Annotated in this window: 18 protein-coding genes; 14 read left to right on the top strand and 4 right to left on the bottom strand. The window is 27.9% G+C overall.

Translation table 11 applies throughout. The features are described from left to right. The first annotated feature begins 150 nt into the window (after window positions 1–150). From BLS77_RS16680 to BLS77_RS16690, 3 genes are all read left to right on the top strand, one after another. On the top strand, window positions 151–1,200 hold the full coding sequence (locus BLS77_RS16680) for an ABC transporter substrate-binding protein (RefSeq protein WP_089972403.1): 1,050 nt from the start codon (window positions 151–153) through the stop codon (window positions 1,198–1,200). A 105-nt stretch (window positions 1,201–1,305) separates the two neighbouring features. After that, entirely contained in the window at window positions 1,306–1,875 is a 570-nt protein-coding gene (locus BLS77_RS16685) for a DUF3867 domain-containing protein (RefSeq protein ID WP_089972406.1), read from the top strand. Window positions 1,876–2,000: 125 nt separating this feature from the next. After that, the gene (locus BLS77_RS16690) at window positions 2,001–3,557 is read left to right on the top strand and encodes an ABC-F family ATP-binding cassette domain-containing protein (protein WP_089972409.1); all 1,557 of its coding nucleotides are present in this window, start codon (window positions 2,001–2,003) and stop codon (window positions 3,555–3,557) included. A gap of 283 nt (window positions 3,558–3,840) precedes the next feature. Here BLS77_RS16690 and BLS77_RS16695 read toward each other — a convergent pair whose 3' ends face one another. Continuing rightward, window positions 3,841–4,020 carry a ribbon-helix-helix domain-containing protein gene (locus tag BLS77_RS16695; RefSeq protein ID WP_089972412.1) on the bottom strand — a complete coding sequence of 60 codons (180 nt, stop codon included), beginning with the start codon at window positions 4,018–4,020 and terminating at the stop codon, window positions 3,841–3,843. A 107-nt stretch (window positions 4,021–4,127) separates the two neighbouring features. On the opposite strand from BLS77_RS16695, the gene BLS77_RS16700 reads away from it, so the two are divergent. The 6 genes from BLS77_RS16700 (at window position 4,128) to BLS77_RS20670 (ending at window position 8,918) form a co-directional block, all read left to right on the top strand. Next, window positions 4,128–4,382, top strand: coding sequence for a hypothetical protein (locus BLS77_RS16700; protein WP_207648702.1), 255 nt, complete (start codon window positions 4,128–4,130; stop codon window positions 4,380–4,382). A gap of 33 nt (window positions 4,383–4,415) precedes the next feature. Continuing rightward, window positions 4,416–4,619, top strand: a complete 204-nt coding sequence (locus tag BLS77_RS16705; protein ID WP_089972419.1) for a hypothetical protein — start codon at window positions 4,416–4,418, stop codon at window positions 4,617–4,619. A 93-nt stretch (window positions 4,620–4,712) separates the two neighbouring features. Beyond that, complete coding sequence (locus tag BLS77_RS16710) at window positions 4,713–4,895, top strand: hypothetical protein (RefSeq protein ID WP_139164863.1); 183 nt, start codon at window positions 4,713–4,715, stop codon at window positions 4,893–4,895. Between the two features lie 222 nt (window positions 4,896–5,117). Further along, entirely contained in the window at window positions 5,118–6,338 is a 1,221-nt protein-coding gene (locus BLS77_RS16715) for a hypothetical protein (protein ID WP_089972426.1), read from the top strand. Window positions 6,339–6,363: 25 nt separating this feature from the next. Beyond that, on the top strand, window positions 6,364–7,191 hold the full coding sequence (locus BLS77_RS16720; protein WP_175490888.1) for a toll/interleukin-1 receptor domain-containing protein: 828 nt from the start codon (window positions 6,364–6,366) through the stop codon (window positions 7,189–7,191). Window positions 7,192–7,358: 167 nt separating this feature from the next. After that, entirely contained in the window at window positions 7,359–8,918 is a 1,560-nt protein-coding gene (locus BLS77_RS20670; protein WP_089972430.1) for a DUF8108 domain-containing protein, read from the top strand. Window positions 8,919–9,292: 374 nt separating this feature from the next. On the opposite strand, the gene tnpC is transcribed toward BLS77_RS20670, so the two are convergent. The 3 genes from tnpC to tnpA form a co-directional block, all read right to left on the bottom strand. Then, a complete protein-coding gene (gene tnpC, locus BLS77_RS16730) occupies window positions 9,293–10,855 on the bottom strand; it encodes an IS66 family transposase (protein ID WP_175490889.1) in 1,563 nt (520 codons plus the stop codon). 158 nt (window positions 10,856–11,013) lie between these two features. Continuing rightward, window positions 11,014–11,364 carry an IS66 family insertion sequence element accessory protein TnpB gene (gene tnpB, locus BLS77_RS16735; RefSeq protein WP_089972436.1) on the bottom strand — a complete coding sequence of 117 codons (351 nt, stop codon included), beginning with the start codon at window positions 11,362–11,364 and terminating at the stop codon, window positions 11,014–11,016. Continuing rightward, window positions 11,358–11,708: an IS66 family insertion sequence element accessory protein TnpA gene (gene tnpA, locus BLS77_RS16740; protein WP_423231043.1), complete on the bottom strand. Its 351-nt coding sequence runs from the start codon at window positions 11,706–11,708 to the stop codon at window positions 11,358–11,360. The genes tnpB and tnpA overlap by 7 nt, the downstream gene beginning before the upstream one ends. A gap of 190 nt (window positions 11,709–11,898) precedes the next feature. Between tnpA and BLS77_RS20800 the strand changes: the two genes are divergently transcribed. From BLS77_RS20800 to BLS77_RS16760, 5 genes are all read left to right on the top strand, one after another. Further along, entirely contained in the window at window positions 11,899–12,081 is a 183-nt protein-coding gene (locus BLS77_RS20800) for a DUF1016 N-terminal domain-containing protein (RefSeq protein WP_089972441.1), read from the top strand. 335 nt (window positions 12,082–12,416) lie between these two features. Beyond that, a complete protein-coding gene (locus BLS77_RS16750; protein ID WP_089972445.1) occupies window positions 12,417–13,343 on the top strand; it encodes a bacteriophage abortive infection AbiH family protein in 927 nt (308 codons plus the stop codon). A 77-nt stretch (window positions 13,344–13,420) separates the two neighbouring features. Then, a complete protein-coding gene (locus tag BLS77_RS16755; protein ID WP_089972448.1) occupies window positions 13,421–14,284 on the top strand; it encodes an AbiJ-NTD4 domain-containing protein in 864 nt (287 codons plus the stop codon). 273 nt (window positions 14,285–14,557) lie between these two features. Further along, on the top strand, window positions 14,558–14,734 hold the full coding sequence (locus BLS77_RS20040; RefSeq protein WP_175490890.1) for a hypothetical protein: 177 nt from the start codon (window positions 14,558–14,560) through the stop codon (window positions 14,732–14,734). Window positions 14,735–14,767: 33 nt separating this feature from the next. After that, a partial coding sequence (locus tag BLS77_RS16760) for a helix-turn-helix domain-containing protein (protein WP_139164865.1) occupies window positions 14,768–15,016 on the top strand: 249 nt, incomplete at its 3' end.

Below are 15,016 nucleotides of genomic sequence, written 5' to 3' on the forward strand. Positions count from 1 at the left end.
ATAAGTTTAAAAGTTATAAAAATATAATATTTTAAAGAGTTCAGAAATATATTCTGTTAAATTTATACTTTTCAAATTTCAAAATAAACTATATAATAAATGATAATGTTTATTAATAAATAAAAAATACAATTAAAAGGGAGCAAACAAATGAACAAAATATTTAAAATTACTGCTTTATTGTCAATAATGGTTTTAGGAACATCTTTATTTGTAGGTTGTGGAAAAAAATATGAAACTACAATTAATATTTTAAACTATGGAGAAAACATTGCAGACGGAGTAATAGAGGAATTCGAAGAAAAGTATGATGTAAAAGTAAACGAGAAAAAATTCGATGAAATGGAAACTATGTACATAGAAGCAACTTCAGGAAAGGTTGAATATGATGCAATTTTAGTTTCAGATAACATGGCTGACAGATTAATTCAAGAAGGGAAGCTTCAAAAATTAAATAAAGAAAATATACCAAATTTACAAGAAATGAATGAAGATGATTTGGCAAAACCATACGATCCAAATAATGAGTACACAGTTCCTTATATGAATGGAACAATTGGTATAGTATATAATAAAGATTTAGTAAAAGATCCAGTGGATAGTTGGGATATAATGTGGGATAAAAAATATGAAAAGCAAATTTTCTTATTAAATTCACAAAGAGATACTATTGGAATGGCTTTAAAAAGATTAGGATATTCAATAAATAGTACAAGTCCTAAAGAATTAGAGGAAGCAAAACAATCTTTAATAGATCAAAAGCCTCTTGTTTTAAAATATGGTGCGGATGATGTTATGGATATAATGAAGCAAGGGGAAGCTGCAATTGCTATGATTTGGTCAGGTGAAGGGTTAACACTTGCAGATGAAAATGAAAACTTAGAATATATAGTTCCAAAAGAGGGAGCAGATTTCTGGTTAGATTCATGGGCAATACCAACTAATGCAAATAATAAAGATGTAGCAGAAAAATTTATTGATTTTGTAAGTGAAAAAGAAAATGCATTAAAAATAGCAGAAGAAATTGGTTATACAACTCCGCATAAAGGAGCAATGGAAGCTCAATCAGATGAAGTTAAAAATAATCCAGGGGCTTATATGCCAAAAGAAGTTATGGATAAATGTGAAGTATATAAACATTTAAACACAGAAGAGTTAGAACTTTATAATAAAGTTTGGACAGCCATAGGAACAGATTAATAAAAAAATAAGGAATAGTAATAGTTTTTTAAGAATATGGAATAATAAATCTTAGTATTGTATAATGATACTAAGATTTATTTTATAATTAGGGAGATGTTTTAAATGGATAAAGTAATAGATTTTAATCAAATTAAAAATAAAGCTAATGAAAAAGATATGGATAAGGATATAGATAAAATTGAAGCATACATGTACTCTTTATATTACAAAATGGCAGAGGGAAAATTAAATATGTCTGAGTTCACAAAACAAATAACATTATATATGGAAGAAAATAATATATCTCAAGATAGATTTTTAAAAATGCAAACTAAACTTATGGAGCGATATGGTTTAGATACAGGAGCCTTTGAAAAGCAGCTTAAAGACATGGGATTAAATAATATACAAGCTGATCCAAACAGCTATGAAAAAGCAAGAAAAGCAATGGGATTCCAAGAGAAATATAAAGAAAGAATGGAAGTAAAAGCTGTAAGCACATACTACATTAAAAATGAAAAAAACAATGTGAGTATATATGTTGAAAGTGAAAATGTAATTTTAAAAAGCTCAGGAAAAATTGATTTAGCTGATTTAGAATTAAATGAATTTTTATGTTCGTATAAAAAAGTATTAGAAGATAAGCCTTTAAAAATATCTATTTGTGAAGATGTAAAGGAATATATGTATTAAGGTATCTCAAAAATAGATATAGTAAAAGAAAAAATATCTTTATTTTGTGACATAATAGTTTATAATAAATAAGGTGTGATATTAAATTGCACCTTATTTTGTCGTTTGATTATAGGAGGAAAAATATGAGTGTTTTATTAGTAAAAAATATGAATCATGGTTTTGGTGACAGAGCTATTTTTGAAGACGTGTCATTTAGACTTTTAAAAGGTGAACATGTAGGGTTAATTGGAGCAAATGGTGAAGGTAAATCAACTTTCATGAATATAGTAACAGATAAGCTTATGCCAGACGAAGGAAAAGTAGTTTGGTCAAATAATGTTAGAGTTGGATACATGGATCAACATGCAGCTTTAGTAAAGGGACAAAGTGTAAGAGATGCATTAAGAGATGCTTTTAAATATTTATTTGATTTAGAAGCTGAAATGAACTCTCTTTATGAAAAAATGGGGGAAGTTAAAGAAGAAGAACTTAATAAAATGCTTGAAAGAACAGCTACTATTCAAGATCTTTTAGATCATAATGGTTTTTATGTAATTGATCCTAAGGTTGAAGAAATTGCTAAGGGGCTTGGGCTATCAGGTGTTGGGTTAGATAAGGATGTAGATGATTTATCTGGTGGACAAAGAACAAAAATTCTTTTAGGTAAATTACTTCTTCAAAAGCCTGACATACTTCTTTTAGATGAGCCTACAAACTATTTAGATGAAGAACATATTGAATGGCTTAAGAGATATCTGCAAAGTTATGAAAATGCATTTATATTAATATCTCATGATATTCCATTCTTAAATGAAGTAGTTAACTTAGTGTATCATGTTGAAGAAAGAAAGCTTACTAGATATGTAGGTGATCATACTGAGTTTATGAGATTATATGAAGATAATAAAAAAAGACATGAGCAAGCTTTTGAAAAACAACAAAAGGAAATTGCAAGGCTTGAAGATTTTGTAGCTAGAAACAAAGCTAATGTAGCTACTTCTAATATGGCTAAATCAAGACAAAAGAAACTTGATAAAATGGATGTTTTAGAATTATCTAAAGATAAACCAAAGCCAGAATTTAGATTTAAACAAGCAAGAACCGCGGGAAAAGTTATATTTGAAACTAAAGATTTAGTTATAGGATATGATAGTCCATTAACAAAACCACTTAACTTAGCTATGGAAAGAGGTCAAAAGATAGCTTTAGTTGGAGCAAATGGACTAGGAAAATCTACACTACTTAAAAGTTTACTTGGAAAAGTTAAACCATTAAGTGGAGAAGTGGAACTTGGAGATTATCAACACATAGGATACTTTGAACAAGAGGATAAATCAGGAAACACAAACTCATGCATGGAAGAAATATGGCAAGAGTTTCCAGGAAAAACACAATATGAAATAAGAGCCTCACTTGCTAAATGTGGATTAACAACAAAGCAAATAGAATCTAAAATAATGGTTTTATCAGGTGGAGAAGCAGCAAAAGTAAGACTTTGCAAGATATTAAACAATGAAACAAATATATTAATCTTCGATGAGCCTACTAATCATTTAGATGTAGATGCAAAAGAGGAATTAAAACAAGCATTAATAGCATATAAAGGTACAATATTACTAGTATCCCATGAACCAGAATTCTATAGAGATATAATAACAGAAACATGGAATTGTGAGGATTGGACAACTAAAATAGTTTAAGGAAGTATGAAAATTGTATAGTTAATACAAATAAAAAGTCGCTTTAGGTGGGTGGCTTTTTATTATGTTCAAATTTCAAGGGAATTTTAGGACCCCAAAAATTGTGTATCTAAACAAAGCTTTAGATAAGCCAATATTATATAACGTTAACAGTGATTTTACTTTGTTAGCCCCACAATTTTTGGGGTACATAATAAGAATATTACTATTTAATAGTGCAGAGCACACTTTTTATTAAAGATATCATTTTATATTTTTTATATAAAAAAAAAGCAAGTAAAACCTACTCTTTATCAATCAAGTTATTTTCTTCTAGGTACATCTTTAAGCATCTATCAAGTAATTCACTAAATGGTACTTCAGTTTCTTTACTGTGAGTCATTAAAGCATCAAATAGTTTTAAATCAAAAGATGCAGTATATCTTTTTCTATTTTTTAAATCATTTTTATTCTTACTAGTCATATCTAAAAACCTCCAAAGTCATTAGCTATCTTTATTTCTTAGTATTATTATACCACATTAACGAAGTTTAACTAAGATGATAGTATTGAGTTATAACTTGACGAAGAATGACGAAGGACGTGGACTTAATGACTATTGACGGATATACAAAAGCTTACAATTCAATATTATTCAATTCAAGATTATCTAACAATGCAAAGACTGTATATTTTCAGATTCAATATTATTCAAACATACCTAACTTTAGATTAAGTAAAGATTTAATCCTTAAAGATAGTCAATTAAGTATTAACACCTTTGATAAGGTTATTAAGGAACTGAGGGAAGCAAATTTAGTATTTCAATATACTGAGAAGCAATGAAAGAAAAATATATATTGGTATTCAACTAATGAATTGAATACTGGAATAGATAGCAACGGAAACAAAATTGAAATAGGGCAAATAGATATAAGTGAAGTTACTGCAAAGTTAGAAAAATTAGAATCAATAAAACAAAGTAAAGCATCTAAGATAGATAATCATACTAATGTCAGACTAGTAAGAAATATAGATAAACTAGATATAGATAAGTCAAAATTTGATAAAGAAATATTATGATTAGCAGACGAACAATTAGTAAGAAATGTGGTAAATAATTTTAAGAAGCAATCCAAAAATAAAAAAGCTTCAAATTTCTTTAGTGCTAAAACAATGAGATATATGTTAATTCAAGAATACTACAATAGTGAAATGAATTTTCCAATTGTAATGATTAAGAAATTGAATGCAGTTGAGGAAGTGCCACTAAAACAATATAGTGATATGAAAGGTGAGATAGAGTTGAGCAAAGCACTTAGAGAGTTAGAACGTTATGGAGTTGCTCAAATAGCATAGTTAAATAAAGGAGATAAAATAAATGAGTATTTATATTTTAGAGGATTATATTTTTCACAGCAGAAAATTTAGAAAAAAGCCAATCTTCAAAGAACTGCATCAGTTCAAGGAAAAATACTGGAGAGATTAGAAGAATAGTAAATAGGTAATTAGTTGTAAAAATTATAGTTATAATGTAAAATTATAACTATAGATAGAAGGGGGGAGATTATTATAGTATTTATGTTAGATAGTTTTATTACGAACAATATAACAAAGAAATCTTTGAAAAAATTTGCGAAAGATTTAGATGAAAGTGATTTTCAGAATAAAAGTAATGTATATGATTATTTATCTAAACTTGTAACAGAAAAACGGCTTACTAAAAGAACACTAAATGAATATTTATTTGAGGAGCTTTTCTATGGACAACAAAAAGATGTTTATGTAAATAAGATATTTAGTTTGGATAAAGATATATTAGATGTTGAAAAACTGTATTGTATTATTGAAAAAAAATATGGGGAAAATTGCGATTTCAATAAAATAGCTACAACAATTTTAAGCAACGATGATCCTAAGTTAGAATTAGTGGCATGTAAAAGTATAATAAATCCTATGACAACTAAGGTCTGTAAAATAAAAATGATCTTTGCATATATGATTAAAAGATATGATAGCAAAAAAGAATTAATCACTGAACATAGCTATATTCCAGTAGAAGTAGATTTGTTAAAACAAATAGTTGTTTGTAAGGTTTATCCAAAAATGAATCTTATAAAGGATGTATATAAGCCAGAGAGCCTATATGAGAAATATATTGATATAATTGTGGATATGTTTAAATTAGAGTTCAATGCGTATAATACTGAACATAAAACCTCGCTATATAATATGTCAGAAGATTTATATATTCAAATATACAAAAAGATAAAGTCTTCAAGGAGCGAAAAACTAGATAATCTTATAGAAGAATTTGCAAGAAATAGTAAAGTGCAATTGAATATAAAAAAGATAGAAGAGCGTGCGAAACAAAATAATATTTTTGATATAAAATCTCACATAGTTAAATATTTTGATCAAGTATTAATAACAGATATACTAAATAATAGAGATATTAGAAAAGAAAGTATAGATGGATGGGTAACTTATTTAAGGTTTAGTGATGGTACTAATGTAAGTGCAAAGGTTAAAGGAGAAAATTATAGAGCTACTATCTATACTTCTGAGACGTACAGAGCATTAAGAGATACTATCAAGAACTCTAATAAAGTATCGGAAATAAAGGTTATTTGGGTTGAAGATGATAGGTACTTAAGGGTTAGATATAATACAAATAGTAGTGATTATTTGTATATGCATTTTTATAAAAATTTTGAAGCAAAGGATTTTGAATATGGATATAAAAAGTATAAAGAGTATGAATGCACAACTATACCACAAATTACAAGTATGGCTAAGTAATTTATCTTATGTGGAGACAGAGTCATTGGAGTATGATAAATTTGCAGTGTATTGTGGAATATCATGTGAGGAATCTAATGATTATTTTAAATTTTTAAGGAAATATAATCTAGTAATAGAGAAACAGTTGTGCTTATGTCCAAATTGTAAAGAAGAATGTGCTATTGATACAAGTTTAAACGAGGAAGAGTTTGAATGCGAAGAATGTGAAAGTAGCTTCAAATTAGCACCTTTAAGACGCCATTCTACTATTTTGTATAAACTAAATGAAGAATATATCAAAATGGATGAGGTAAGAATAAAGTCTGACTCTACTGAAGAATATAGTAATATTGTAGATATAAGTAAAATAAGAGCTGATAATAAGCTGAACGAGAGAGGTAAGAATAGTATGGAAAGAAAATTGAAAGTTTTTTTATCATATAGCCATGAAAATGAAGATATGAAAAAAAAGCTATCGAATGCGTTAATAATGTTAAAACGAAATGAGAAAATAGAAACTTGGGATGATAGTTGTATATTGGCGGGATCTACATTGGATGAATCAATATCAAGAGAGTTAGAGAGTGCAGACATTATAGTACTTTTGGTTAGTACAGATTTTCTTGTGTCAGAGTATTGTTTTAGTATAGAAATGAAAAGAGCTTTAGAACGTCATAAGAATAATGAAGCAGTTGTAATTCCTGTTATATTAAAACCTTGTGACTGGCTAAATAGTAAATTGAAAAAATTAAAATGCATCCCGAAAGATGGTAAACCTATAAGTAAGTACGAAGACCAGGACGATGCTTATGAAGTGGTTAGAAAAGAAATCCAAAGCGTAATAGAAGCATATGACATAGTAAATCAATAATGATATTTGGAGTTGGTAGAAGTACCGACTCTTTTTTGTGGAAAAATACTAGACAAGTAAATGTATAAGGTTATTTAAATTGTAATAAGTAGTATAAAATGTTACAATTATGTGAAAGATTAATATATTAAAAGCATAAATATGTTGTGTTGAAATGGGGGAAGTAAATGAAATTTGGTGTGAGAACTCCTAATTTTAAAAAGAGAGTAAAGGCTAGAACAACTGGAAAAGTGAAAAGAGCGGTTAAGAAAAGTGTTAATCCACTTTACGGAAAAAAAGGTATGGGATTAATAAATGATCCTAAAAAGGCTATGTACAACAAAGTATATAATAAAACAACGGTATCAGTAGATAGTTTAGTTAGTTCAAATAGTAAGAATACAAAAAAAAGTAATAGCTATATGAATTATAATAATAATGTTAATAATGGGAATAATAGAAAAAAGCAAAGTTTATTTGTTCATATAATTTTATTCCTATTTACTGCAGGTATCGGTAATATAATATATGCACTTTACATAAGTGGTCAAAATAAGAAGTTAGTGTATGTTAGTGAATCAAATAATACGGACTATGATATTAGATATGAGAGTAGTTATGAAAATAATGTGCCACAAAAAGCAAAGGCAGAATATGAAGTAATAGAGTATGGGGATGAATTACAAAGTAAAATAATCACTTGGAATAGTACATATACTTTCACGTTTGAAAAAGAGCAGATAGAGGGATACGAGGTATTAAGAGAAGATAGGGTAGTAGGATGTTATTATAGGCAAGAAAACATTGATGAAATAATAGAATCATTAAATAATTATAAAGGTTTAAAGTTTAAACTAGAGGTTGAGAATGATTTTACTAATGAGTATGATACTAATGCTAGAAAAATTTCTATGATTTATAGTGTTAACAATGAGGTAAGAAAAATACATTTAGGATATTTAAGTAAAGAAACTGCACTAGAATTAAAATGTTATGAAGATGTTAGGGTATCCCTAATCAAGATTGAAAATATCAATTATAAGGATACAACATTAGCAATACATTTAAAAGGTGATATAGTTCAAGAGTTAAGGGAAAAGATGATAAGACAAGAGGAAGAGAAAAAAAGGGTTGAGGAAGAGAGAAAGTTAAAAGAAATAAATTGGAATATTGCTTATGAAACAAATAAGTTAGCAATGGAACTTGAGAACATGGGAAAAATAGAGGAATCTAAGATCAAATATAATGAAGCTATTAACTTAGGGTTTGATGGTTCACACCCTTATGATAGATTAAATATAATATATAGAAAAGAGAAGAATTATAATAGTGAGATAGAGAATTGCAGACAAGCTATTAAGGTATTTGAAGACTTAGTTATAGTTGGTAGAGTTGATGCTGATGGTAAATTAAATAGATATAAAGAAAGACTATATAGAGCAGAAGAATTAAATCAAAAGCAATTAGATAAAGAAAAGGCGATTGAAGAGAAGGCAAATGTAAAAGAAGAAAGAGAGAAAGAAAAACTAATAGCAAAAGAAACTGTAGAACTTAAAAAATTACAAGAAAAAGAAAACAAAGAAGTTGCTTTAGATGTTGAAAATACATTAAGAGTTTGTACTATATGCAATGTTGAAAAAACTATAGAAGAATTTGAAAAGAGTGGAAAAGATTCGAAAGGGAACAATAAATACAAACATCAATGTAAAATGTGTAGAAATGAGTTAAGAAGAAATAACAATTCATAATATTTTAAGCGTCTTGATAATATATCGAGATGCTTTTTTGAATAAATTTCGACTTTTATTTTAGCAGTATAGTTAATTCTATAGTAAGCGTCAAAGATTAGACGTATAGAATGAGGCTGTAAAAAACTTTGTGTATCTGATCTTCTTCTTAGAAATAACTAGCTACTTATTTAACTTAGATAAACTGTTAATTTAAACTCTAAGTATTGAATGAGAAGATATAATATACTTCCTAACTCTATGTATATATTCGTAAGCGTCAAAGATTAGACGTATAGAATTGGTAAATAGTAAATGATATAATAACCCCAGTAATAAGCATTCTTGCCATCACTGGGGTTTAAACTTTAATATTTGATTAACTTAGTAGTTTTTTATTTGCGAGTTTGAACCTTTAACTCATTTGGAAGTTCATTCGACCAAGGCATTGCCGCTATTAAAGTATCTCTGGTTTTAATTTCTGTGTTTGATAAAGTATCAATCAAATATACTAAATATTTTTCAACTATTAATCCGTTAGATTTTGCAGTTTCTATTATACTATATATTGAAGCACTTGCTTTTGCTCCTTTTGAAGAACTAGAGAATAGCCAGTTTTTACGACCGATGACAAATGGCTTTATAGCTCTTTCCGCACCGTTATTATCTATTTCTAATGACCCATCCTCTAGGAATATTTTCATATTTGGCAAAAGTTTTCTACTATATTCCAACGCTTGTCCTAAAGGACTTCTCGGTAGCGCGTCTTTAATTTCTCTTTCTACATAGTCTATAAATTCTTCAAGTATTGGTGCTGATTCCTTAAGTCTTATTTCATAACGGTTTTTATAATAATCTTCATGATTACTATATTCTACACGGAGACGTTTTTCTATCTTATAAAGTTTTTCACAATAATTAAACCCTATTATTGCACGTGATTTTTTTAGGGCTTCTTCATCTAAATGAACTATTATTTCATGGTATTTTCTCCTAATATGAGCTAAACAGTAGAACCTTTTAATATTTTCTACGCTGTTATAACCAGCATATCCGTCTGTTTGTAAATATCCTGAAAAACCTTTTAGAAAATCTTTAGGACAGGAACCAGCTCTAGTCTTTTGGTAGTCATATAAAATAATTGGTGATTTAGAATTAGCAGATTTATATAACCACATATATTTTTTAGACTTCGACTCCTTACCCTTAGCGTCTATAACTTTCAATGTTGTTTCATCTGCTTGAATATAATGAGTTTTTAGTAATTCTTCTTGCATTATGTCATAAACAACTCCAAATTCACTAGCAGCAGCAATAGTCCAATTAGATAAATTTTGTCTAGAAAGGTTAGCTCCCATCATTTTAAAATAACTTTCTTGCCTATATAAAGGCATTGCGTGGTGATATTTTAAATTCATCACATGAGCTAATAACTCATTTGATGCCATGCTTTTATAAAGTAAAGTTCTAGGAGCGTTAGTCGTAACTATATTAGATATTCCATCTGCCGCTTCGCAAGGTTTGCAAGCGTAGCTATATGTAATATGTTCTTCTATATAAAGTTTTGCTGGTATGTATTTTAATACTTCCTTTGACTTACTTCCTATAACTACCAAAGGACTATCGCATTTATTGCATACTGCGTTCGTTTCTTCAAGCTTATGTTCTATAACTGTTCTTTCTAAATGAGCTAAGTTATCTTTTTTACCTATATTTTTAGTTGATTTACCTCTTTTATAAGTTATTTCTTCTATTGTAGGTTCGATAGCCTTTGGATCAGTATTATTTTCAGCTTCATCAAAAATAGATATTTGGCTAGAATCTACCTGTTCGCTAGATTGTCCAAATATCTTTTTATTTTTATTAAGAATCTGACCTTTTAAATATGCTAATTCATTTTTCAAATTATTAATTTCCTTATCCTTTGATTCTATTTCTTTTCCCATTTTTGAAATCAATAATTTTGTGTTTTAATCAAGTTGATTCGCCATATTTAAGCTATCCATTTTCTCACCTAATCATTTTTTTTTATAGGTATATCATACCACAAAACCCTTTATTTTCAAAGGTTGAGGAGCTTTTAATAGCTAAAATTTTTGATTTTTTCGCAAGCTTTTTAATAGTAATTCTTTTCTTTTATTGGCTTATATTTAGATGTTGTTCTCATCTCATAACATTTTAGCGACCAACTTAATTCATCTTTATTTATCTTTAATGCTTCGTCTTTAGTCATAGGCCATTTAAATCTATTACTTTCTAATCTATGATAATATAACCAAAATCCTTCATCAAAATGAAGGATTTTCAGTTTATTCATTTGCTTATTGCAAAATACGAATAATGCCTTTTCAAATGGATCTAGTTTTAATTCGGTCTCTACAATCATTGCCAAACCGTCTATACTTTTCCTTAAGTCAGTTAAGCCGCAGGCTAAGTATACAGTATTTACTTTATTTATATTTAACATGATACAGCTAACTCCTTAATTATATCTGAAATCACAGCTATTTCATTAGCCGGTATATAAATATTAACCTTACCTATCTCTATCCTAATATCTTTAGTAATGCTAACCTCAGAACTATTTGATTTAGTAGTGATCACATCTGCCTCTTTATCTAACGCTATAGCATGAAACGCTGGATTAGAGTTAGCAACCAATTTCTTCCTACGATGATATAACTGGTGTTGTTTAATATTATTTTCTTTGCAAAATTCATTAATACTTCCTTTATACGAAGAAAATTTATTCATTATTTCTTCCCAATCTATTTTACTATTTTCTTTTAGAATTAAAATAGCCCTCCTTATTACTTGTTATCTATAATTTTAACAAGTTCAAGGAAGGCTATCTAGGCGTTAATTATTTGACGCTTACGAATATGGTTTTGATTTAGGGACAACTAAAATAGTATAGTAGATTTGAGAGTTAGTGTTAAAGCTAACTCTTTTTCTGTTATGTGAAATAATTACAAGTAATATAGTTCAGTAATATTGGAATATTGGTAAAATAATAAGTGAAGCGCAAGGTAATGATGAACGTTCAGAATATGGTTCGCAGTTGTTGATTTATTTATCAGAAGAATTAACAAAAGAGTTTAGTAAAGGATTTGATAAAAGTAACTTATCTAGAATGAGAAAATTTTATCTAGTATTTAATAATATTGACGCACTGAGTCAATAATTAAGTTAGAAAGATTACAGATTATTACTTGAGTGAGTAGATTAATGACTTTATAGTAATAAACACAACAGATTGGACTAGCCATAGGTATGATAAGAGGGTAGTAATAAACTATAGTACATTTATTAATGAAAAAGAGTTATAGAATATGAGGTGTGGCAATGTAATAATAATAATAGGGATTGAGAATAGGCTAATATACATATTTACTAGGAATATAGTTAAAATCCAAATAGTTCAGAGTGAAAAGGTACTATACGTAATAGTTATACTACCTTTCTAATTTATTATGATTATAAGATGGTGTATAATAGGGATAAGAGGTGGGGAAATATATGAATTTATTTGTTATTGGGAATGGATTTGATTTAGCACACGGATTGAAAACTTTATATGGAGATTTTAGGGATTATTTAGAGGAAGAAGATTGGAGTTATTTAGAAGCTTTAGAAAATATGTATGGATTCTGTATTGATAGTAAAAAAGAGTGGGTAAAAGAATATCTTTGGAAAGACTTCGAGACTAATCTTTCAAATATAGATGAAGCAACAATTATTGATGGTGGAGAATATATGGATTTAGGTCTAGAAGGGGGCGATATAGGGGTTGAAGACACTTTAGATGAATATTGGCAAGAACAGTATGGATTCATTGAAAGATTGAATGAATTTGTTATGTCGTGGATTAAGAAAATTGATATAGATACAACAATAAGAACAGATGTAATAGATGCAGATACGAGTAATAAATTCATAACATTCAATTATACATTACTGTTAGAAGAAATGTATAAAGTTGACAAATACAATATTTTACATATCCACGGTTCTATTGATGAAGATGATACAGAACCGGTAATTGGACATGGGAACAAAGAAAAAATGATGCAATTTAGAGAAGTTGCTAAAGAAGCAAGTGAAGAATATTATGAAAAAAAATCTAGCATATATAATGCAGTAGCAAATTACTATGAACGAACATTAAAAAATGTTGATTATTTTCTTATGTGTAATAGAAGTTTTTTCAAAAAGTTAGAAGATGTTAAGTCAATATCAGTTATAGGTCATTCTTTAGGTGATGTTGATATGCCGTATTTCAAAGGAATAAAGGAAAATGTGAATAAAGATACTATTTGGAATATTTATTATAGAGATGAGGGGGATGATATTTGTTTCAAGAATAAGATTATGTCTATTGGAGTAAATGAGGACAAGATTAGAGTGTTACACTCAGAGCAGTTTTTTAACACAGAAGTAGTTTAAGATTAATGAAATTGTGATTTTATTGAACTTTGAATAATATTATATGGTGAAAAGTGGTTTATAGGGAGGAGATATGTATGAGTAGAGAATATTTCAGCGATAGAGAAAATGGAATTAAAATAGCGAATACAGAGGATATACAAGTAAATGTTTTTAATGGAATAATAAGTGTGTATTTTGAATATCAAAATGCAATGGCACTAAAATTTCCAGAAAAAGATGATTATGATAACATAAAAGGTTTAAGTAAGGGTAAATTTCGAGAAAGATTATTAGGTGTTATACCAATGTTTACGTTGAATTTTAATGGCTGGATAGGTTCGTTGGAAGAAGGTAGTGACTTTGATAAATATGCATTGCTAGATTTTATTGAGTTTTGCTGGAGAAATATCCAAGACTATAAAAATGGACAATATGGATTATTGTTTAGTGATGGAGAGAAAAATAAAATAAAATTTCGAAGTGAGATAAATAAAATGTTTGAAAGAAATAGTATTGTTTTTAGATTAAGTGATAATGGAGAAATAGAGCGTATATTACCTATGCAATTAGAGGTTTTAGTTAAGAATTATTGTCATACTGGAAATGATAAAGAACTAAATCAGCTAATAGATGAAGCAATTCAAAATATTATAAAAGTTAAAATGCAAGATAGACAAAGAGCAATAGAAAAATTGTGGGATGCATTTGAAAGAATAAAGACATATTATGGTGATAAGAAAGCAACATCAGCAGTAGAATTAATAAAATTAGCATCTGAAAGTTCGTCAGAATTTGAAGCGTTGATTAATGTTGAAATGAAACAATTAACGAATATAGGCAATGATTACAAGATTCGTCACCACGAAAAGAATAGAATTAAAATAACTAGTGTTAAACATATAGACTATCTATTTTATAGAATGATGTCATTAATTAGTTTATTTGTATCATACATTTAGAAAGTGAAATAGTGACTAAAGGAAGCTCTAATAATGGGAGCTTTTTTCTGTTGTGGGAAATAAATACAAGGGATATAATTAATTTATAAAAGTAGTTGTAAATGGCTGGAAAATAAAATAGTATAAGGTATGTATAGATAATAATTAGAGGGATAGAAGAAATTCTATTCCTTTAATTGTTTAGATGTTAAAATAATAGTGTAGTATATAATATAGAATATATTATAAGATGTAAAATGAATTAATATAGTAAAGTTATAAAAATCTAAATAAATGGAGTTGGTTATTATTAATACTGAGAAAGAATTAGCAGTAACATCACTGTTTGCAGATTATGAAACGTTAAGGAAAAATAGTGAAGAAAATTATGAATTTATAAATGGAGAAATAATAAAAATGTATTCACCTAGTACTATGATATGCTCCCTTTATAGTAGACAGTTGAAATAATAAAAACTGTTTATATAGAGGGAGCATTTTATTATGGAAAGAAAAACTAAAATATTGTCAGAAATTAAGATAGAGGTTGTTAAGGAGTATTTATCAGGAAAAATAAGTGTAGGGCAAATAGCTTATCAACTACAAGTTTCTAGCTTCTCGGTTGAGGAATGGATACGTAAATATAAGGCTTTTGGAGTGGATGGATTAATAAGTAATAGTAGAAATAAACATTATTCACATGAACTTAAGATTAAAGCAATAACGGATTATATCAACGGTGAAGGTTCTTTA

Origin of the sequence: Clostridium gasigenes (assembly GCF_900104115.1) — a bacterium.
Taxonomy (GTDB): domain Bacteria; phylum Bacillota; class Clostridia; order Clostridiales; family Clostridiaceae; genus Clostridium; species Clostridium gasigenes.

What these genes read in the sequence shown, in the direction of transcription:
- BLS77_RS16680 (WP_089972403.1), top strand. Translation starts at nt 151, where the DNA reads ATGAACAAAATATTTAAAATTACTGCTTTATTGTCAATAATGGTTTTA.
- BLS77_RS16685 (WP_089972406.1), top strand. Translation starts at nt 1,306, where the DNA reads ATGGATAAAGTAATAGATTTTAATCAAATTAAAAATAAAGCTAATGAA.
- BLS77_RS16690 (WP_089972409.1), top strand. Translation starts at nt 2,001, where the DNA reads ATGAGTGTTTTATTAGTAAAAAATATGAATCATGGTTTTGGTGACAGA.
- BLS77_RS16695 (WP_089972412.1), bottom strand. Translation starts at nt 4,020, where the DNA reads ATGACTAGTAAGAATAAAAATGATTTAAAAAATAGAAAAAGATATACT.
- BLS77_RS16700 (WP_207648702.1), top strand. Translation starts at nt 4,128, where the DNA reads ATGACGAAGGACGTGGACTTAATGACTATTGACGGATATACAAAAGCT.
- BLS77_RS16710 (WP_139164863.1), top strand. Translation starts at nt 4,713, where the DNA reads ATGAGATATATGTTAATTCAAGAATACTACAATAGTGAAATGAATTTT.
- BLS77_RS16715 (WP_089972426.1), top strand. Translation starts at nt 5,118, where the DNA reads ATGTTAGATAGTTTTATTACGAACAATATAACAAAGAAATCTTTGAAA.
- BLS77_RS20670 (WP_089972430.1), top strand. Translation starts at nt 7,359, where the DNA reads ATGAAATTTGGTGTGAGAACTCCTAATTTTAAAAAGAGAGTAAAGGCT.
- tnpB (WP_089972436.1), bottom strand. Translation starts at nt 11,364, where the DNA reads ATGTTAAATATAAATAAAGTAAATACTGTATACTTAGCCTGCGGCTTA.
- BLS77_RS16750 (WP_089972445.1), top strand. Translation starts at nt 12,417, where the DNA reads ATGAATTTATTTGTTATTGGGAATGGATTTGATTTAGCACACGGATTG.
- BLS77_RS16755 (WP_089972448.1), top strand. Translation starts at nt 13,421, where the DNA reads ATGAGTAGAGAATATTTCAGCGATAGAGAAAATGGAATTAAAATAGCG.
- BLS77_RS20040 (WP_175490890.1), top strand. Translation starts at nt 14,558, where the DNA reads ATGGAGTTGGTTATTATTAATACTGAGAAAGAATTAGCAGTAACATCA.